Below are 17,234 nucleotides of genomic sequence, written 5' to 3' on the forward strand. Positions count from 1 at the left end.
TCCCCCTCTGCCTGACTCCCCGCCAAAGAAAAGAGACACCCTCACCATGCGCATGAATACGCGAATACTCCGTACCGCGACCGCTTCCGCCGCCGCCCTCGGCCTGCTTGCCCTCAGCGGGTGCGGCGCCGCCGAGACCGGCAAGAGCGACGAGCCCGGCGGCAAGAAGACCGTGAAGCTGACGGTCCCGTCGTGGGTCGGCGCCCAGGCCAACACGGCCGTGGCCTCGTACCTCCTGGAGAAGGAGCTCGGCTACACCGTCAAGACCCAGCAGATGGGCGAGGTCCTCGCGTGGGACGCCCTGTCGAAGGGCGACATCGACGGGATCATGGAGGACTGGGGGCACCCCAAGGAGGAGAAGCAGTACGTCGACACCAAGAAGACCGTCGTCAAGGGCGGCGACCTCGGTGTCACCGGGCACATCGGCTGGTACGTGCCGAAGTACTACGCCGACAAGCACCCGGACGTCACGGACTGGAAGAACCTCAACAAGTACGCCAAGGACTTCAAGACCGCGGAGAGCGGTGACAAGGGCGAGATCCTCGAAGGCTCGCCCGACTACGTCACCAACGACGACGCGATCATCAAGAACCTGAAGCTGAACCTCAAGACCAACTACTCGGGCTCCGAGGCCAGCCAGATCACGGCCATGAAGAAGTACGCCAAGGCGAAGAAGCCGTTCCTGACGTACTGGTGGACGCCGCAGTGGCTGAACGCCGAGATCGACATGGTCGAGGTCAAGCTGCCGGCGTACAAGGACGGCTGTGCGGACGACCCGAAGAAGGTCGCCTGCGCCTACCCGAACACGCCGCTCCAGAAGTTCTTCAACGCGGACTTCGCGAAGAAGGGCGGCAAGGCGGCGGAGTTCCTGAAGAACTTCAAGTGGACGACCGAGCAGCAGAACGAGGTCGCCCTGATGATCGCGGACGAGAAGCTCTCGCCCGAGGCCGCGGCCGAGAAGTGGGTCAAGGCGAACGAGTCGACATGGAAGGCCTGGATGCCGAAGAAGTAGCTTTCGGCGCGCGGTGACGAGGGGCCTGTTTCTGGTAAACAGGCCCTTCGTCATGCGACGACGTACAGCACGGGGGACCACCGATGGACTTCATGTTCTATGCCATACCCGCGCTCATCGCCGCGCTGGCGCTCTTCATGGCGGGCAAGACCGTCGCCTCGCTGCTGCGGCTGAAAGCGGCCTGGCGCAGCGGGCTCACCGCGGAGGGGCGCTGCGTCCGTACGTACACAACGACGAGCCGGAGCGGCGACGACAACCGCCTCCGCACGACGATGCATCACGTGTACGAGTTCACTGTCCCCGGCGGAGACGGCCGCCCCGTCCGCTTCGAGGAGACGGACGGTCCGGGCACGGTCATCGAGGGCGACATCGTTCCCGTCCACTACCCGGCCGACCGCCCGGAACGGGCCACGGCGCTGTCGCCGGAGCGTGCGACGCGGGCCACGGTGGGTGCGGTGTTCGTGGTGGGGTTCTGCGGGGTGGTGACGGCGTTCTGCGTCTTCTTCGCGCTGACGTACGCGACGGTCTTCGACTTCTGAGTTCTGCTTCTGAGCGGTTTCTGAGCAGAAAAAGAGGCCCCGGCCGGACGGGGGGACCGACCGGGGCCGTACATGGGTGAGTGCGGATGGCGGTGCCACGCTCACGTAAAGATGAACGATAAACCAGTCCGGCTTGTTCCCGCACACCTGAGTCATTTGCGTCCGTCATCTGCGGAAGGCGTGGCGGCCCGCTCGGCGCCCGGGACCGCCGCGACCGGGGCCTCCCCGAACCGTGCCAGGGCCAGTGCGCCCGCCACCGCCACCGCGAAGCCGCTGATCGCCAGCCATGCCAGGCCCTCGCGCGTACGGTCGCCGAGCCAGACGACGCCCACCAGGGCGGGGCCGATCGTCTCGCCGATCACCATGCCCGCGGTCGCCGTGGTCACCGAGCCGCGCTGGAGCGCCGAGGTGAACAACAGGAACGCCGTGCCGCCGCCGAGCAGCAGCGCGTACAGGGCCGGATTGGCGAAGACCGCCGACGGCGCCGGGTCTTCGTTGATCAGCCGCACGGAGACCGACACCACCCCGAAGCCCGTGCCCGCGCCGAAGCCGAGGAGCAGGGAGCGGGCCGGGTCGCGGAGGCGGCCCGCCAGCGCGCCCGCGACCAGCACGGCGCACGCGACGCCGAGCAGGGCGTACGGCAGGGCCGGCGGGGTGTGGATGTCGCCCTCCGCGCCCGAGGAGAACCCGAGCGCCGCCAGGCCCGCGCAGACGACGGCCACCGCACTCCACTCGATGCGATTGAGGGGCACCTTCAGGACGCGGGCGGCGATCACCGCTGTGACCGCGAGGCTGCCGGCCTGGGCCGCCTCGACGGCGTAGATCGGGACGGTGAGCAGGGCGACGAGCTGGAGTACGAAGCCGAAGAAGTCGAGGGTGAGACCGGCGACGTAACGCCACTGGCGCAGCGCGCGCATCAGCAGAACGAGGTCGACGCCGCTGCCGGTGCCCGGCTGCACGGAGCGGGCCGCGGTGGCCTGCAGCACGGAGGCCGTACCGATGCAGACCGCCGAAGAGAGCGCGCAGATCATCCCAAGGATCACAAAAGCGACTTTAGATGGGGAGGGATCGTGCACCGGGTTCCGGCGGCGGGAGCGGGCCCTCTAGTCTGTCGGACGGTCTGGAGAGTGTGTTCGAACGACGGGGTAGGGGCCAGTACATGGCGGTAACACGGCGCAAGATGAGGTCCGGCACGGTGCTGCTCGGCGGCATGGGGGTGCTCGCCGCGACGCTCACGGCGTGCGGCTCGGAGCCCGACGAGCGGTGCGTCGACGCGATCACCCAAGAAGTGCTGCCGGACTACGAGTGCGACGACAGCAGCAGTAGCGGTCGGTACTACTACGGCGGCAGCGTCAGCAACGGCAGGGTCTCGGGCGGCAGCTTCGACAAGTCCGCGGTCGACACCGGCGGCTTCGGGTCCTCCGGCTCCAGCGGCGGCTGACGGATCGCAGGCGGCACGTACTGATGAAGCGTCACACGATCGAACCGCGCCCCGGCTGGCAGCAGACCGTCGAGGAACAGGGCCTGATCTATCCGCTGACCCGCTATCCCGACGGCTCTCTGCGCCCGTACTGGGACGAGAGCGCGTACTACGAGTTCTCGCTGCCCGAGGTCGAGGCGATGGAGGACGTCGTCGAGGAACTGCACGCCATGTGCCTGGCCGCGGCCGCGCACATCGTCGAGCACGACCGCTTCGCCGACCTCGGCATCACCGACCGGAGGCTGGTCTCGCGGATCGCCACGTCCTGGCGCCGGCGTGCCGAACTCCCCTCGATCTACGGCCGGTTCGATCTGCGGTACGACGGCACCGGCCCGGCCAAGATGCTGGAGTACAACGCCGATACGCCCACCTCCCTGGTGGAGGCGGCCAGCCCGCAGTGGTTCTGGATGGAGGAGCGCTTCCCCGGCGCCGACCAGTGGAACTCGCTGCACGAGCGGCTCGTCGACGCCTGGAAGCGGCAGGCTCCGCTGCTGCCGCCCGGTCCTGTGCACTTCGTCCACTCGGAGGGCGACGAGCTGGGCGAGGACCTGATGACGGTCGCGTATCTGCGCGAGACCGCGCAGCAGGCCGGGCTCGCCACGGAGGCGCTGTCGGTCGAACAGATCGGCTGGGACCGGCTTTCGGGCCGCTTCGTCGACACCAAGCTGCGCTTCATCCGCAGCTGCTTCAAGCTCTACCCGTGGGAGTGGCTGGCGACCGACCGCTTCGGGCCGCACGTCCTCAATACGCTCGACAACGGTGGCGGTACGGGCACTACGTGCTGGATCGAGCCGGCCTGGAAGATGCTGCTCTCCAACAAGGCGCTGCTCGCGATCCTCTGGGAGCTCTACCCCGGCCACCCGAACCTGCTGGCCGCGTACGTGGACGGGCCGCGCGAGCTGGCGGGGGCGGACGGTCCCGGGTACGTCGCGAAGCCGCTGCTCGGGCGTGAGGGGGCGGGGGTCACGATCCACGAGCCGGGCTCGCCTCCTCCGGCTCGGAGCCCCGGCGAACCCCCGGTCTGCTACCAGGAGTTGGCGCCGCTGCCGGACTTCGACGGCAACCGGGTGGTGCTCGGTGCGTGGGTCGTGGAGAACGAGGCGGCGGGGCTCGGCATCCGCGAGTCGTCGGGCCTGGTGACGGACGAATACGCACGCTTCTTGCCGCACGTGATTCTTTAGGCGGGGCGCGGTGCGGGTGCGGGATGCGGGCGGGATGCGCCGCAGGCTTGCGCCGCGCACCGCTTGCGCCGCACCGCACCGCCGCGCACCGCGCCCTATTTAGCGGACTCTGCCACCTCTCGCAGCCCCCACAACCGCCCCCAGCAGCCCTGGAAACCGCGCCTCCAGATCCGCCCACCGCAGCGTGTTCATCTTCGCCGTCCCCCGGTACCGCTGGCGTATCACGCCCGCCACCCGCAGCACCCTGAAGTGATGCGTCGACGTCGACTTGCTCACCCCCAGCTCCGCCGCTGCCGCTGAGCAACTGACCAGGCCCCCCTCGTCGAGCGCCGCGAGCACGCAGACGACCTGCAGCCGTGCCGGATCGGCCAGAGCCTGAAGCACGCTCTCCAGCCGTATCTCCTCCCGCGCCGGGTGCGCCAGCTCGCGGCCGGCGCCCCCAACTCCCGTGTTCTGCACGGCGGTTCCCCCTCTTCCTGACGTCTTCACTTTTCCGGGTTGACGCACTCTCCTTCACGAGGCAATATTGCGTGCACAAGCAACGCTTGCGCAAGCAATGAATATGGAGGATCTCGACATGGCCTGGATCTACTTGCTCATCGCCTCGGTTTTCGAGGTGATCTTCGCTCTCGGCACCAACGCCACCGAAGGCTTCACCAAGCTCGGACCGTCCCTGCTCACCGCCGTCGCAGCCGGCTTCGGCATCTTCTTCCTCAGCCTCGCGCTGAAGACGCTGGACGTCGGCGTCGGCTACGCGATCTGGACCGGCATCGGCTCCGTCGGCACCGTCCTCCTCGGCACGGTGATCTTCGACGAGTCGCTGAACCTCGGCAAGGTCGTCTGCTTCGTCGCCATCCTCGGCGGAATCATCGGCCTCAAGCTGGTCGACCGCAGCTCCGCCGAAGCCGAAGCGACAATCCCCGCAGCGACGGCGACGGTCCCCGAGCCGGTCCGCTGACGCGGCCCGCCACGACGACCGACGGGTGACCGACATGCCTCTGAAGATCGAGATCTGGTCCGACTACGTCTGCCCGTTCTGCCTTCTCGCCAAGAAGGTCCTGGATCAGGCGACCGAGGACAAGGACGTGGAGATCACCTGGCATCCGTACGAGCTGCGGCCGGAACCGACGCCGACCCTGCTGGTCGAGGGCGACTACCTCCAGACCATCTGGAAAAGCGTGGTCTACCCGATGGCGGCCCGCATGGAATCGCCGATCGTCCTGCCGGACGTGTCACCGCAGCCGTACAGCCGGCTTGCCTTCGAGGGCTACCAGTTCGCGCTGGAGCACGGCAAGGGAACCGAGTACAACGAACGACTCCTGACGGCCTTCTTCATAGAGGAGCGCGACATCGGCGATGTCGAGGTCCTCACCGAACTGGCCGCCGGACTGGGCCTGGACGCAGGGCAGTACCGCACCGCCCTGCAGACCGGCCGCTACTACGAGACACACCAGCGGATCCAGCGCCACGCACACGAGGACCTCGGGATCAAGACCGTGCCCACCATCTTCATCGGGGAGGGCCGCACCAAGGTCGAGGGCATGCCCCAACGCTCCTTCCTCACCAAGGTCGTCGACGAGGTACTCGCGGCAGAACAGCTCGCAGCAGAACACCCTGCGACAGAACAACAGCCTGCGGCAGAACACCCCGCAGCAGTACCGCTCCCCGTGGCCTGAAGGCCCGCCGCGCCGCACCCCCCCCAAGAACCCACATCACCAAGGAGAACCACGTCATGGCCTGGATCTGGCTGCTCATCGCCTCCGTCTTCGAGGTCGCCTTCGCCCTCGGCACCAACGCCACCAAGGGCTTCACCCGCCTGTGGCCCTCGGTCTTCACCCTGCTGGCCGCCGCCGGCGGCATCTTCACCCTGAGCCTTTCGCTCAGGACGCTGGACGTCGGCGTCGGCTACGCGATCTGGACCGGCATCGGCTCCGTCGGCACCGTCCTCCTCGGCTCGGTGATCTTCAAGGAGAAGATCACCAAGGAGAAGGTCCTGTGCTTCGCGTCGATCGTCGGCGGAATCATCGGCCTCAAGCTGGCCTCGGGCATCTGACCGGCCGGCTCCGGCCGGTGCTCCGGCTGGTGCTCCTCCCCGAGCAGAGCCTCCCGGCCGGGAGTGTCACCGCGCGCCCCCACCGCGCCTCCACCGCGCTCCCGCCACTCCGGCGCCCCGTGCCCGCACCGCGGCGCCGAAACCCAAGACGGAACCCCGGCCGCCAGTACCGATCCCCCGCCCGGCGGCCGGGGTTCCCACCCCCCTCTGCGAAAGCGATTGCGAGGAGACCATGCCTTCCCACGGATTCCTGGACCACCTCACCGACCAGGCGGCACTGCGACCGCACGGGACCGCCCTCGTCTTCCGCGAGGAGCGTGTCAGCTACCGGGACCTTCTGAGTACGGCAGAGAACCTGCGTAAGCAGCTCGCGGACCTCGGCCTCCCGGCCGGGCGGCCGCTCGCCGTCTCCGCCAAGAAGTCACCCGGCGCGATCGCCCTGGTCATCGCCCTTCTGATGGAGCAGCGGCAGATCCTGCTGCCCTCGCCGGAGCTCGGCGAGGACGTCCTGCAGACCCTTGGGCGGCAGGCCTCCTGCTCCCACATCCTGACGGTTTCGTACGACGCCGACGGCGGCGACCGTGCCACGGTGGAGGCACGGGAGGTGACAGGGCCCCCGGGCGCCGAAGGGTTCGTACTGCCGCCGACCGCCCAGGCATCGCTGTTCCTCACCACCTCGGGCTCGACCGGCACCCCGAAGATCGTCCCGCTGCTCGGTACGGCCGTGGACAACTTCCTCGACTGGGGCGCCGAACAGTTCGCCGTGGCGGCGGGCAGCGCGGTCCTCAGTTACGCCCCCCTGAACTTCGACCTGTCGCTGCTGGACATCTGGTCCACCCTCGCGGCCGGCGGCAAGGTCGTCCTCGTCGACCAGGACCGGGCCACCGATCCGGCGTATCTGCTCGGCCTCTTCGAGCAGGAGGGGCCCGAACTCGTCCAGGCCGTGCCGATGTTCTTCCGCCTGCTGGCGGAGGCGGCCGAGGCTGCACAGGTTGGCGGTCTGGTCTTCAAGCAGGCGCGGCATGTCGTCTTCACCGGCGACGCGATGCCGTACGCCCTGCTCACCCGGCTCGCGTCGCTCTTCCCCGCCGCCCGCTTCCACAACCTCTTCGGCTGCACGGAGACCAACGACAGTCTGATCCACACGGTCGACGTCGAACGGCTCTCCCCGGACGAGAAGATCCCGATCGGCCGCCCGCTCCCCGGTGTCGACGCCCTGCTGCTCGACGAGGACGGACGGATCATCCCCGGCGAGGGCACCGGCGAACTGCTGGTCGCCACGCCGTTCCAGACTTCCGGGTACCTCGAAACCGCCCGCAACGAGGGCGTGTTCGTGCCGCACCCGGACGGCGCCCACCTCGGTGCCTATTACCGCACCGGCGACATGGTCACCCGCCGCCGGGACGGTACGTACGTCCTGGAGGGCCGTAACGACTTCCACGTGAAGGTCCGCGGTGTGCGGACCAACATGCAGGAGGTCGAGCAGGTCATCCTCCAGCACCCGGACGTCCGGGAGGCGGCCGTGGTCGCCCTCCCCGACGAGCTGGCCGGCGTGAAACTGCACGCCCTGGTGCAGCGCCGGGAGGGCTCCAAGCTCGGCGGCCTGTCGCTGCGCACCCACTGTGCCGCGGCGCTCCCGCGCCCGGCCATCCCCGGATCGATCGTCGTCGGCGACGTACCGCTGCCGCGCACGCCGACCGGGAAGCCCGACCGCAACCTCATCAAGAAGAACCAGATCGAGAGGAACGCAGCATGAGCAGCAGAAGCACCAGCACCACGACTGACCAGATCACCGAGTTCGTCACCAGCCAGTTCCTGCCGGACGTCGACGCCTCCGAACTGGCCGCGGACTACGACCTGGTGGACAACGGCGTGATCGACAGCCTGGGCCTGATACGGGTCATCTCCTGGGTCTCGGAGACCTTCGAGCTTCCCCTGGACGACATCCCGATCGCCGCCGAGAACTTCCGCTCCGTCGAGGCCATCGACCGCTTCGTCACCGAGGCGAAGGCCCCCGTCGCGGCTCTCTGAGCCGTCACGCACCCCTCTTTTTCCGAATCACCCATCGACAGAGATCCGTTGAGGAGAGAACAGAAATGATCATTCGCGGTCTGACAGACGTCAAGCACGTGGAGTGGGGCAACGGCCTGAGCCGGCGCTTCCTGACCGAGGCCGACGGCATGGGGTACTCCCTCACGGACACCGTCGTCTTCAAGGGCACCGTCTCCAAGCTCCAGTACCAGCAGCACCTGGAGGCCTGTTACTGCATCTCCGGCAGCGGTGCGGTGGAGACGGTCGCGGGCGAGCGCATCGAGATATCGGAGGGAATGATGTACGCCCTCGACGAGCACGACGCGCATCTGCTGATCGCCTCGGAGAACGAGGACTTCCGCCTCGTGTGCGCCTTCGCCCCCGCCCTGCGCGGCGACGAGGTCCACTCGCTCAGCGCGGACGGCTACTCACGCTACTGAGCCGGTTCTTGTCCACACCGTTTCACCTCTTCTCCCTTCCCTCTTCCCCCGAAACTGCGCCGGCCCGCTCGACGGCGGGCGGGCCGGCGCTCCCCCCTTTGAACCTCTTCGACCCCTCATCCCCTAAGGACCGAAATGATCACGTGGACGGCCGAGCAGCAGGAGTTCCGGGACCTGATGGCCCCCCTGGCGGACGAGCTGAACGAGGGGCACATCGAGTGGGACGAGAAGGAGGAGTTCCCGTACGACAAGTGGAAGACAATCCAGCGCTCCGGCCTGCTGGCCGTGCCCTTCCGTGAGGAATGGGGCGGCCGCGGCGAGTCGCTGCCGACCACGATGTACGCACTGGAGGGGCTCGGCTACCACTCGCGTGACGCCGGGCTCAACTTCTCCGCCTCCACCCAGATCGTCTCCACCGGCATCCCGCTCCAGCGCTTCGGCTCCAAGGCGCTCAAGGACCGCTATCTGCCACGGATCCTGGACGGCAGCCTGATCGGCGCACATGCGATCACCGAGCCGGACCACGGTTCGGATGCGACGAACATCCGGTCGGTCGCGGTCAAGGACGGCGACGACTACGTCATCAACGGCTCCAAGATGTTCATTTCCAACGCCACGATCGCCGATGTCTTTCTGCTGTACGTACGCACCGGCGAGCCCGGCAGCCCGCTGGGCATCAGCGTCTTCCTCGTGGACCGCGACACCCCCGGCCTGAGCGTCGGGCCGAACATCAAGAAGATGGGCCTGCACAGCTCGCCGCTCGCCGAGGTGTTCTTCGACAACCTGCGGGTGCCTGCCTCGAACATGCTCGGCTCCGAAGGCGCCGGATTCCTCATCCTGGACTACGTGATGAAGCGGGAGATCCTCTTCTCCTTCTCCATCAACCTCGGCGAGATGCAGCACCGGCTGGAGCGCGTCGTCGCGTACGCCAGGAGCCGCGAGCAGTTCGGTCGGCCCATCGGCAAGTTCCAGGGCGTGTCGCACAAGATCGCCGACATGAAGATCGCGGTCGAGACCGCCCGCAAGTGGCTCTACGACACGGCCGAAAAGGTCGTCGCCAACAAGGACAGCACGATCGATGTCGCCGCCACCAAGATCACGGTGAGCGAGGCGAACAAGGCCACGGCCCTCACCGCCCTCCAGATATTCGGCGGCTACGGCTACCTCACCGAGCACGGCATCGAGAAGGACGTGCGCAACGCGCTCGCCGGAACCATCTACTCCGGTACGTCCGAGATCCAGCGCAACCGCATCGCGTCAATGCTCGGCCTCTGATCCTCGGGGCCCTTGCACGACGCACCACCGCATTGCTTCCCGCACCCGTACGAGAGTCCCCGGAGGGACGTGCCATGACCATCGTCACCGAGCAGAGCCCCGACACCTTCGAGTACCTGCTGCGGCCCACCTACTTCCTCGACCACGACACCCCGGAGATCCAGGAGTTCGTGGACCGCTGGGTCACCGACCGCGACGCCCCGGCCGCCAAGAAGGCCGTGGAGCTGTACTACGCGGTCCGCGACAACGTCTTCTACGAGGTGTACGACGCCGACCTGTCCCGCGAGGGACTGCGGGCCAGCTCCATAGCCATCGGCGGGCAGGGCTTCTGTCTGCACAAGTCGATCCTGTACGCCGCCGCCGTCCGCGCGGTGGGGATACCCAGCCGCCTCGTCTACGGCGACGTACGCAACCACCTGGCCTCCGACCGCCTCAAGCAGCACATCGGCGGAGACGTCTTCTTCCACGGCCTGACCTCGGTCTTCCTCGACGGCCGCTGGATGAAGGCCACCCCGGTCTTCAACAAGCTGCTGTGCCGGCTGTACGGGATGACCCCGCTGGAGTTCGACGGCACCGGCGACAGCCTCTACCACCCGTTCGACGGGGACGAGGGCGACTCCTCGCAGGCCATGCAGTTCCTGCGCATGCACGGCGAGTTCGACGACCTGCCCTACGACTACGTCATGTCGAACATGCGGTCCAAGCACCCGAAGTTCGTGCACGGCGACGGCACGGTGGCGGGCGGCTCGCTGGCCGCCGAGGCGTCCTGAGCCCCTACTTCCTCCTGGAGAACCGATGAGCAACGTCACCACCCCCACCGACGGCTGGCGGGCCCGCGCTCGGGTCGGCGTCGTCGTCCCGCACGCGGACGTCGGCCCCGAGTCCGAGCTCCAGGCGATGGCTCCCGAGGACGTCTTCATCCACGGCTCGCGCCTGCACTTCGGGGCGATGCGCCCCGGCGGCGAGATGGACCCGAAGATCCCGCACTCGCCCGTGTACGCGTTCATCGAGCCGCCGCACGTGGACGTCGCCACCGAACTGCTGGCCGCCTCGCCCATCGACTCGATCGCCATGGGCTTCACGAGCTCGTCGTACGTCGTCGGGGTGGCCGGTGAGAAGGCGCTGTACGAGCGGCTGGCCGAGCGCACCCGCGGCATCCCGATCACCGGCACCACCACGGCGGCCGTCACCGCGATGCGGGCACTGGGCGCGGAGCGCCTGGCGCTGGTCAACCCGCCGTGGTTCGACGACGAGCTGTCCGGGCTCGGCGCCACGTACTTCACCGACCAGGGGCTGCACGTCGTGCACCACGGGCCGTGCGGACTGCCGAGCAACCAGAAGGAGATCACCCCCGAGGCGCTCTCCGCCTGGATACGCACCGAGGTGGCGTCGTACAAGCCGGACGCCGTACTCGTCGCGGGCAACGGGATCCGCGCGGTCGGTGTCATCAAGGGCCTGGAGGAGGAGCTCGGCTTCTCCGTCCTGACGGCCAACCAGGTGCTCTTCTGGCACGCGCTCCACCTCGCCGGCGCCGCGGACGCGGCCAGAGAAATCACCTCGTACGGGCGACTCTTCGGGAGCACTGATGGCCCTCTTGCCGGCTGACGGCTTCGTCGCGCAGTTCATGACCCAGGACGGCGACCGTTACACCGAGCCGCTGATCTGCTGGCGGGAGGACGACACGTGCGTCTACGGCATGGTGCTGCACAAAGGATCCCTGCGCAGGGCCGAGGCCCTGAACGGCTTCCTGAACTACCGCACGGCGGAAGAACAGTCGGAGTGCCGCCTCCACGCCGTGGGCTGACAGCAGCCCGTACGGGGCGGTCGCTCTTTCTGCGAGGGGTGGTCTTCACCGAGGCGGCGGCGGACATGTGGGAGCAGCCCCTCCCTGCCGCCGAGGAACAGCACTTGGCGGGCGCTGTACCGCGGCGGATAGGGGAGTTCCGGGCGGGCAGGCACAGTGCCCGGGCCGGGCTCGCCAGGATCGGGCTGCGGCCGGAGCTGCTTCTCCCCGCCCCTGGCGGCGGGGTCCGCTGGCCGGCAGGGGCCGTCGGATCCATTTCGCACAGTGGCCGTTATTGCGCCGCAGCGGTCGCCCCGGCGGCGCTGGCGGCCGGGATCGGTTTCGACGCCGCCCAGCGGACCACCGTGACGGAGGTGATGGCCCGGGCGGTCTGCCGACCGGAGGAACTGGACTGGTGCGAGCGGGATCCGTACCCGGCCGAGGAGCGGGCGACCCTCGTCTTCTCGGCCAAGGAAGCGCTCTACAAGGCACTCCACCCACTGACCGGAGTGCCGCTCGGTTTCCAGGACGTGACCGTCACCGTCCCGGCCGCCCGGCTGACCTCGGGCCGCTTCTTCGCCCTGGTCCTGGCCCCGGGGCCGTTGAACGGCCTCAGGGTGCGGGGCCGCTACGCCTTCACCGCCACGGAGGTCCTCACCTCCGTGGTCCTCACCCACCACCCCACGACCGGCAAGGAGCCGACCCGATGACCACTCCCTCCTCCGCCTCCACAGCGGCCGCCGACGCCGACCCGCAGCTCGTCGAGTACGTGCGCCAGGCCGTCCGGCTCTCCTCAGAGCACGTGGCCCGTGGCGGCATCCCCTTCACCGGTCTCGTCGTCGGACGCAAGGGCGACCTGCTCGGCACCGGCGTCAACACCGTCAGCGAGGACCGCGACGCGACCGCCCACGCGGAGATCGTGGCCCTGCGCGCGGCGGCGAAGCAGCATGGTCTGCGGGCCGTGGCCGGGTCCACCCTGATCGCCTCGGGGGAGCCGTGCGCGCTGTGCTACATGGCGGCGCTCCACTTCGGCGTACAGCACATCGTGTACGCGGCGGACCGGCACATGGCCGCGCGGGCCGGCTTCGACTACGCCGACTCGTACCGCATCTTCGCCACCGACCCCACCCAGTGGCCCCTCAAGGTCACCGCGCTTCCCGTGGAGGGCTCGGAGCGGCCCTTCGACGAGTGGCGCGGCGTACGTCTGCACCACTGAACCGAACCGAATCCCACCACCGCACCGTACTGAGCACGAAGGAGCCGACCGCATGACGGTGAACATCAAGGTCTGGTCCGACTACGTCTGCCCGTTCTGCCTGCTGGCGGAGGAACCGCTGCTCAAGGCGGTGGAGGGCGAGGACGTCGAGATCGAGTGGATGCCGTTCGAACTCCGCCCGCACCCGGTGCCGACGCTGCACCCCGAGGGGGAGTACCTCCAGACCGTCTGGAAGCGGGCGGTCTACCCGATGGCGCACCGCATGAAGGTGGACATCAAGCTGCCGGACGTCTCTCCGCAGCCGTACACCGGGACGGCCTTCGAGGGCTACCAGTTCGCGAAGGAGCACGGGAAGGGCACGGAGTACACGCCGCGGATGCTGCGGGCGTTCTTCCAGGAGGGCCGGGACATCGGCCGGATCGATGTACTGACCGACATCGCCACCGAACTGGGCCTCCCCGCCGCCGAATTCCGGCAGGCGCTGGAGGACGGCACCTACCGGCAGGCGCACCAGGACGCGCTGAAAATGGCGGAGAAGAATCTGATCCAGAGCGTGCCCACGATCATCGTGGGCGGCACCCACCGCATCGAGGGAGTCCCGCACCCCGCTCAGCTCCGCAAGGCGGTCGAGGCCGCGAAGGCAGAGACCGCGAAGGCGGAGAAAGCTGCGGCCGAGAGCGCGGCCGCCGAGGCCGGAGGGGCACCCGCCGACTGGGGTGCCACATGCGGAATCGACGGATGCTGAGCGAGGCCGCCCACTGGCGTGACCTGATCGTGCTGACCGGCCGGGTCGGTCACGCCGTCGACAAGGCGATGCTGCGCCACCACGGCATCTGCCTCTCCGGCTTCTTCGCGCTGTCGGCGCTGAAGGAGACGGAGGGACAGCTGCTGCGCGTGCAGGAGCTGTCCGATGCGGTGGGGCTGACGCAGTCGACGGTGAGCCGGCTGCTGAACCGGCTGGAGGATTCGGGTCTGGTGCGGCGGCGCATCGGGGACCACGACCGGCGCGCAACCTATGCCCTGATTACGGAGGCGGGTCTTGCGGCGGTGGACGAAGCCACCGGCACCTTCGAGAAGGAAGTGGGAGCGGCTCTCGCCGCCGTTCGATTGAAGCTCTGACAACCTATGGAAAAAAACCGGATGTCCGGTATAGTCTCCAGGTGGGTAGTCACGAGGGGTGGGCCCGTGCGGTGCACGGTCTGCGGACTCGGTGACTGCCCACCAAGTCTTTGGTGACGAGCGGGGTGGGGGATGGCCATGTACAGCGATGACCGTCAGGCGCGGGACTCCGGGGCGTACGCAATACACGGACACGGGCACTCCGGCGGCCGTACGGGAGTGCTTGCCCCGACCGGCCGGGGGGCTGTGGGGCAAGGTCAAGGGCGAGTCCGGGGAGGGCTGGTCCCGGGTGCGATCCCGGGGGCCGTCCGGCCCACCGGGCCTTCCGGCCACGCGGCCATCGACCTGGAGGCGCTGCTGGCGGACGCGGTACGCGCCCCCGGCGGCTGCTCGGTGCGTTTCCTGCCCGAGCTGGAACGCCTCGTCGAGTCGCTCAACTCGCAGGCCCGGCTGACCACCGGGGGAGCGGCCGCCGTCGTGGAGCGGCTGCGTACGGCGCTCACCCGGCCGGTGCAGCTGCGCATGCTGCGCAGCGCCGTACCGGCGATCGCGCACATCGAACCGGCGCCGGTCTTCATCACCGGGCTGCCGGGCAGCGGGGCGGGGCTGCTGCACAATCTGCTGGCCGAGCACCCGGCGGTGGACGCCCCGACGCTCTGGGAACTGGCGGAGCCGGTCGCCCGGGCTGCGGGGCCGCGCGAGTTCCGCGCCCTGATCGGGCGCGGGCGGGCCGCGGCGGAAGCGGGCAGCCAGGCGCTGCACGGCCGGCCTGCCGGGCTGCTGCGCACGGCGACCCGTCCCGGCGGCTGCTCCTGGCTGCTCGGCAACGCCTTCCAGAGCGTGGCGTTCGCGCTGCCCTGGCGGGTGCCGGGATACGCGGACGGGCTGGCGGCGGGCTCCATGACGGAGGCGTACCACTTCCACCGTGAGCAGCTCCAGGCGATCTGCCACCGGATTCCCGGCCCGGCGCCCCTGCTGCGCGACCCCTTCCATGCGGGGCATTTGGGGGACCTGTTCGACGTATATCCGAGCGCGCGCGTGATCGTCGTGCACCACGACCCGGTGCGTACGGTGACCGCCACCGCCGGGATCAGCCACGCGCTGCGCGGCGCGGGCAGTGACGGCGGTGACCCGCGCGAGACGGGGCGCGAGTGGACCGGCCGTATCGAGCGCCAGCTGGTGGCGGCGGAGGTCGCGCGCCGCAGCCTGCCGGGCGGGCGCATTCTCGATGTGCGGCACGCGGATCTGGTGGGGGCGCCGACGGACGAGGTTCGCCGGGTCCTGGCGTTCATGGGGGTGGAGCAGGTGCCGGTGGTGGAGGGCAATGTGGCGGAGCTGGCGGCCCGGACCATGCGGGCAGCGAATCGCAGCGTTCCTTTCAGGCCGGCGGAATTCGGGATTTCGAGGGGCGCTCTGGCCGGCCGGTTCGCCTTTTACCGTGAGCGGTACGGTCTTTGATCCCCGCTTTTGATCCCGCCTTTGATGTCCGCTTCGATCTCCGCCTTGTTCCCCGCCTTGTTCTCCGCGGTCCACTGCATAAATGCTTGCGTAAGCATTACACTTGCCTGAGCGGGCGCCGATCGGCGCCCAGGGCAGGAGGTGGCCGCGATGGCCGAGGCGGCGAACGGCACGGCAACCCTTGTCGGCCTGGACCTTTACCGGCAGCTGACCATCCTCGTCGGTCAGGCGAGCGGCACGCTCGAAAAGCGAATGCTGAGAAGGCACGGCGTCACCCCGCTCGAATACATGGCGCTGTCCAAGCTCGCGGACGCGGGCGACGACAGCCTGCGCATGAACGACCTCGCTGAAGCCGTGGGGGTCAATCCGTCCACGGTGAGCCGGCTCATGGGCCGCCTGGAGGCCGGTGAGCTGGCCCGCCGGGAAATCTGCGAGGCGGACCGCAGGGCGACGTACGCGCGGATCACCGAACAGGGGCAGAGGGTGGTGCGCGAGGCCGCCGCCACCTTCGACGACGACTTCGCGACGGTGCTGGACGCTGCCGCGGTCGATTCCCGTACGGCGGCTCTGGTGGCGGTGCTGCGCCGGGAGTAGCGGACAGCGGACGCGTCCGCAGAGGCCGGCCCACGACGGACTGTCGGGGCCGGCTTTTTGTGTGCGTTTTTCTTTGGATCGCGGTGGAAAAAAAACCGGTGGACAGGTATGTTTTACTGAGTCGAACCGTCACCGAGGGGATTCGCGAACATGGCTGTACTGCTTGAGCCGCCGGTCGTCACCGCGCAGCACGACGCGCCGGCCGGGGAACTCATCACCCATTGCCAGGCCGAGGACGACCGCACGTACGAACTCTCCGCCCGATGGCCGCGCGAGCACGGCCTGTTCGGGCCCGTGCTGGAGCGCTGGCACAATCCGCTGCTGGCCGCCGAGATCATCCGGCAGTCCGCCCTCGCGGTCGCGCACACCGGCTTCGCCGTCCCGCAGGGCCACCGCTTCCTGATGTGGAACCTGAAGTACACGCTCTCTCCGGTCGGCCTGCGCGTCGGCCCCGCGCCCACCGGACTCACCGTCAGGATCGTGTGCCGCGACGTCAAGCGGGCCGGCGCCGAACTGTCCAGCATGCGCGCGACGGCCGACCTCTATCGCGGCACCGCCCTCATCGGCCGCGGCGAGACCACCTTCACCTGTGTCTCGCCCCAGGAGTACGAGCGGCTGTGCGGCGTCAACGAGCCCGCCACCGACCCGGCCCCCGGACTGCCCGCCCCGGTCTCCCCGCCGCTCGTCGGCCGGACCGACCCGGCCGACGTACTCCTCGCCCCCACCGGGACCGCCGGCGCCTGGCAGCTGCGCGTCGACCGCGCGCACCCCGTGCTCTGCGACCCGGCCGCCGACTCTGTCCCGGGCATGGCCCTCATGGAGGCCATGCGCCAGGGCGCCCAGCTCGCCGCCGGATGCGGCACGGTCCTCTCGCTCGACTTCGCCAGCGAGTTCACCCGGTACGTACGCTTCGACCGCCCCGCGCTGGTCACCGCCGAGGTCATCGGTTCCTCGCACGGCGGCGGCGTCCCGGTCCATGTGGCCGTCGAACAGGACGGCGAACTCGCCGCGTTCGGCACGCTGCAGCTTCAGCCGGTGCGTTCGGCGTGAGCG

23 protein-coding genes are annotated in these 17,234 nt (G+C 69.0%); 21 read left to right on the forward strand and 2 right to left on the reverse strand.

Going from position 1 to position 17,234, the window contains the following annotated elements:
* Positions 1 to 46 precede the first annotated feature (46 nt).
* Both J7I98_RS15065 and J7I98_RS15070 read left to right on the forward strand, forming a co-directional pair.
* A complete protein-coding gene (locus tag J7I98_RS15065) occupies positions 47 to 1,012 on the forward strand; it encodes an ABC transporter substrate-binding protein (protein ID WP_374225125.1) in 966 nt (321 codons plus the stop codon).
* Positions 1,013 to 1,095: 83 nt separating this feature from the next.
* Positions 1,096 to 1,551, forward strand: a complete 456-nt coding sequence (locus J7I98_RS15070) for a DUF3592 domain-containing protein (protein ID WP_214921194.1) — start codon at positions 1,096 to 1,098, stop codon at positions 1,549 to 1,551.
* 152 nt (positions 1,552 to 1,703) lie between these two features.
* Here J7I98_RS15070 and J7I98_RS15075 read toward each other — a convergent pair whose 3' ends face one another.
* Entirely contained in the window at positions 1,704 to 2,582 is an 879-nt protein-coding gene (locus J7I98_RS15075) for a DMT family transporter (protein ID WP_214921311.1), read from the reverse strand.
* A 128-nt stretch (positions 2,583 to 2,710) separates the two neighbouring features.
* Between J7I98_RS15075 and J7I98_RS15080 the strand changes: the two genes are divergently transcribed.
* Entirely contained in the window at positions 2,711 to 2,992 is a 282-nt protein-coding gene (locus tag J7I98_RS15080; RefSeq protein ID WP_214921195.1) for a hypothetical protein, read from the forward strand.
* Positions 2,993 to 3,015: 23 nt separating this feature from the next.
* Entirely contained in the window at positions 3,016 to 4,212 is a 1,197-nt protein-coding gene (locus tag J7I98_RS15085) for a glutathionylspermidine synthase family protein (protein ID WP_214921196.1), read from the forward strand.
* Positions 4,213 to 4,311: 99 nt separating this feature from the next.
* Here J7I98_RS15085 and J7I98_RS15090 read toward each other — a convergent pair whose 3' ends face one another.
* Entirely contained in the window at positions 4,312 to 4,671 is a 360-nt protein-coding gene (locus J7I98_RS15090; RefSeq protein WP_214921197.1) for a transcriptional regulator, read from the reverse strand.
* Positions 4,672 to 4,774: 103 nt separating this feature from the next.
* On the opposite strand from J7I98_RS15090, the gene J7I98_RS15095 reads away from it, so the two are divergent.
* From J7I98_RS15095 to J7I98_RS15175, 17 genes are all read left to right on the forward strand, one after another.
* Entirely contained in the window at positions 4,775 to 5,170 is a 396-nt protein-coding gene (locus tag J7I98_RS15095; RefSeq protein ID WP_251020650.1) for a multidrug efflux SMR transporter, read from the forward strand.
* Positions 5,171 to 5,204: 34 nt separating this feature from the next.
* Complete coding sequence (locus tag J7I98_RS15100) at positions 5,205 to 5,888, forward strand: DsbA family protein (RefSeq protein WP_214921198.1); 684 nt, start codon at positions 5,205 to 5,207, stop codon at positions 5,886 to 5,888.
* A gap of 56 nt (positions 5,889 to 5,944) precedes the next feature.
* Complete coding sequence (locus tag J7I98_RS15105; RefSeq protein ID WP_069927346.1) at positions 5,945 to 6,265, forward strand: multidrug efflux SMR transporter; 321 nt, start codon at positions 5,945 to 5,947, stop codon at positions 6,263 to 6,265.
* Between the two features lie 232 nt (positions 6,266 to 6,497).
* Entirely contained in the window at positions 6,498 to 8,021 is a 1,524-nt protein-coding gene (locus J7I98_RS15110) for an AMP-binding protein (protein ID WP_214921199.1), read from the forward strand.
* Positions 8,018 to 8,296, forward strand: coding sequence for an acyl carrier protein (locus tag J7I98_RS15115; protein WP_214921200.1), 279 nt, complete (start codon positions 8,018 to 8,020; stop codon positions 8,294 to 8,296). The genes J7I98_RS15110 and J7I98_RS15115 overlap by 4 nt, the downstream gene beginning before the upstream one ends.
* 65 nt (positions 8,297 to 8,361) lie before the next feature.
* On the forward strand, positions 8,362 to 8,736 hold the full coding sequence (locus J7I98_RS15120) for an ectoine synthase (protein WP_214921201.1): 375 nt from the start codon (positions 8,362 to 8,364) through the stop codon (positions 8,734 to 8,736).
* A gap of 135 nt (positions 8,737 to 8,871) precedes the next feature.
* Positions 8,872 to 10,011, forward strand: coding sequence for an acyl-CoA dehydrogenase family protein (locus J7I98_RS15125; RefSeq protein ID WP_214921202.1), 1,140 nt, complete (start codon positions 8,872 to 8,874; stop codon positions 10,009 to 10,011).
* A 74-nt stretch (positions 10,012 to 10,085) separates the two neighbouring features.
* The gene (locus J7I98_RS15130) at positions 10,086 to 10,781 is read left to right on the forward strand and encodes a transglutaminase family protein (RefSeq protein ID WP_214921203.1); all 696 of its coding nucleotides are present in this window, start codon (positions 10,086 to 10,088) and stop codon (positions 10,779 to 10,781) included.
* A 25-nt stretch (positions 10,782 to 10,806) separates the two neighbouring features.
* On the forward strand, positions 10,807 to 11,616 hold the full coding sequence (locus J7I98_RS15135) for a maleate cis-trans isomerase (RefSeq protein WP_214921204.1): 810 nt from the start codon (positions 10,807 to 10,809) through the stop codon (positions 11,614 to 11,616).
* Positions 11,597 to 11,815, forward strand: coding sequence for a DUF6253 family protein (locus J7I98_RS15140; protein WP_214921205.1), 219 nt, complete (start codon positions 11,597 to 11,599; stop codon positions 11,813 to 11,815). Before J7I98_RS15135 ends, J7I98_RS15140 begins: the two co-directional genes overlap by 20 nt.
* 38 nt (positions 11,816 to 11,853) lie before the next feature.
* On the forward strand, positions 11,854 to 12,504 hold the full coding sequence (locus J7I98_RS15145) for a 4'-phosphopantetheinyl transferase superfamily protein (RefSeq protein ID WP_214921206.1): 651 nt from the start codon (positions 11,854 to 11,856) through the stop codon (positions 12,502 to 12,504).
* The gene (locus J7I98_RS15150; RefSeq protein WP_214921207.1) at positions 12,501 to 13,010 is read left to right on the forward strand and encodes a nucleoside deaminase; all 510 of its coding nucleotides are present in this window, start codon (positions 12,501 to 12,503) and stop codon (positions 13,008 to 13,010) included. The genes J7I98_RS15145 and J7I98_RS15150 overlap by 4 nt, the downstream gene beginning before the upstream one ends.
* A 52-nt stretch (positions 13,011 to 13,062) precedes the next feature.
* Positions 13,063 to 13,755 (forward strand): DsbA family protein, encoded by a 693-nt coding sequence (locus J7I98_RS15155; RefSeq protein WP_214921208.1) that lies wholly within the window; start codon positions 13,063 to 13,065, stop codon positions 13,753 to 13,755.
* Positions 13,734 to 14,129: a MarR family winged helix-turn-helix transcriptional regulator gene (locus J7I98_RS15160; RefSeq protein ID WP_214921209.1), complete on the forward strand. Its 396-nt coding sequence runs from the start codon at positions 13,734 to 13,736 to the stop codon at positions 14,127 to 14,129. Before J7I98_RS15155 ends, J7I98_RS15160 begins: the two co-directional genes overlap by 22 nt.
* Positions 14,130 to 14,267: 138 nt before the next feature.
* Positions 14,268 to 15,587 carry a sulfotransferase gene (locus J7I98_RS42215; protein WP_214921210.1) on the forward strand — a complete coding sequence of 440 codons (1,320 nt, stop codon included), beginning with the start codon at positions 14,268 to 14,270 and terminating at the stop codon, positions 15,585 to 15,587.
* Between the two features lie 150 nt (positions 15,588 to 15,737).
* Positions 15,738 to 16,181: a MarR family winged helix-turn-helix transcriptional regulator gene (locus tag J7I98_RS15170; RefSeq protein ID WP_214921211.1), complete on the forward strand. Its 444-nt coding sequence runs from the start codon at positions 15,738 to 15,740 to the stop codon at positions 16,179 to 16,181.
* Between the two features lie 150 nt (positions 16,182 to 16,331).
* A complete protein-coding gene (locus J7I98_RS15175; RefSeq protein ID WP_214921212.1) occupies positions 16,332 to 17,231 on the forward strand; it encodes a ScbA/BarX family gamma-butyrolactone biosynthesis protein in 900 nt (299 codons plus the stop codon).
* Positions 17,232 to 17,234 lie beyond the last annotated feature (3 nt).

The sequence above is a fragment of the Streptomyces sp. ISL-98 genome (genome assembly GCF_018614055.1).
GTDB lineage: Bacteria > Actinomycetota > Actinomycetes > Streptomycetales > Streptomycetaceae > Streptomyces > Streptomyces spiramyceticus.

Bases quoted from the DNA above. Each gene is read 5' to 3' on its own strand.
- J7I98_RS15065 (WP_374225125.1), top strand. From the start codon at position 47: ATGCGCATGAATACGCGAATACTCCGTACCGCGACCGCTTCCGCCGCC.
- J7I98_RS15070 (WP_214921194.1), top strand. From the start codon at position 1,096: ATGGACTTCATGTTCTATGCCATACCCGCGCTCATCGCCGCGCTGGCG.
- J7I98_RS15075 (WP_214921311.1), bottom strand. From the start codon at position 2,582: ATGATCTGCGCGCTCTCTTCGGCGGTCTGCATCGGTACGGCCTCCGTG.
- J7I98_RS15080 (WP_214921195.1), top strand. From the start codon at position 2,711: ATGGCGGTAACACGGCGCAAGATGAGGTCCGGCACGGTGCTGCTCGGC.
- J7I98_RS15085 (WP_214921196.1), top strand. From the start codon at position 3,016: ATGAAGCGTCACACGATCGAACCGCGCCCCGGCTGGCAGCAGACCGTC.
- J7I98_RS15095 (WP_251020650.1), top strand. From the start codon at position 4,775: ATGGAGGATCTCGACATGGCCTGGATCTACTTGCTCATCGCCTCGGTT.
- J7I98_RS15100 (WP_214921198.1), top strand. From the start codon at position 5,205: ATGCCTCTGAAGATCGAGATCTGGTCCGACTACGTCTGCCCGTTCTGC.
- J7I98_RS15105 (WP_069927346.1), top strand. From the start codon at position 5,945: ATGGCCTGGATCTGGCTGCTCATCGCCTCCGTCTTCGAGGTCGCCTTC.
- J7I98_RS15110 (WP_214921199.1), top strand. From the start codon at position 6,498: ATGCCTTCCCACGGATTCCTGGACCACCTCACCGACCAGGCGGCACTG.
- J7I98_RS15115 (WP_214921200.1), top strand. From the start codon at position 8,018: ATGAGCAGCAGAAGCACCAGCACCACGACTGACCAGATCACCGAGTTC.
- J7I98_RS15120 (WP_214921201.1), top strand. From the start codon at position 8,362: ATGATCATTCGCGGTCTGACAGACGTCAAGCACGTGGAGTGGGGCAAC.
- J7I98_RS15125 (WP_214921202.1), top strand. From the start codon at position 8,872: ATGATCACGTGGACGGCCGAGCAGCAGGAGTTCCGGGACCTGATGGCC.
- J7I98_RS15130 (WP_214921203.1), top strand. From the start codon at position 10,086: ATGACCATCGTCACCGAGCAGAGCCCCGACACCTTCGAGTACCTGCTG.
- J7I98_RS15135 (WP_214921204.1), top strand. From the start codon at position 10,807: ATGAGCAACGTCACCACCCCCACCGACGGCTGGCGGGCCCGCGCTCGG.
- J7I98_RS15140 (WP_214921205.1), top strand. From the start codon at position 11,597: ATGGCCCTCTTGCCGGCTGACGGCTTCGTCGCGCAGTTCATGACCCAG.
- J7I98_RS15150 (WP_214921207.1), top strand. From the start codon at position 12,501: ATGACCACTCCCTCCTCCGCCTCCACAGCGGCCGCCGACGCCGACCCG.
- J7I98_RS15155 (WP_214921208.1), top strand. From the start codon at position 13,063: ATGACGGTGAACATCAAGGTCTGGTCCGACTACGTCTGCCCGTTCTGC.
- J7I98_RS15160 (WP_214921209.1), top strand. From the start codon at position 13,734: ATGCGGAATCGACGGATGCTGAGCGAGGCCGCCCACTGGCGTGACCTG.
- J7I98_RS42215 (WP_214921210.1), top strand. From the start codon at position 14,268: ATGTACAGCGATGACCGTCAGGCGCGGGACTCCGGGGCGTACGCAATA.
- J7I98_RS15170 (WP_214921211.1), top strand. From the start codon at position 15,738: ATGGCCGAGGCGGCGAACGGCACGGCAACCCTTGTCGGCCTGGACCTT.
- J7I98_RS15175 (WP_214921212.1), top strand. From the start codon at position 16,332: ATGGCTGTACTGCTTGAGCCGCCGGTCGTCACCGCGCAGCACGACGCG.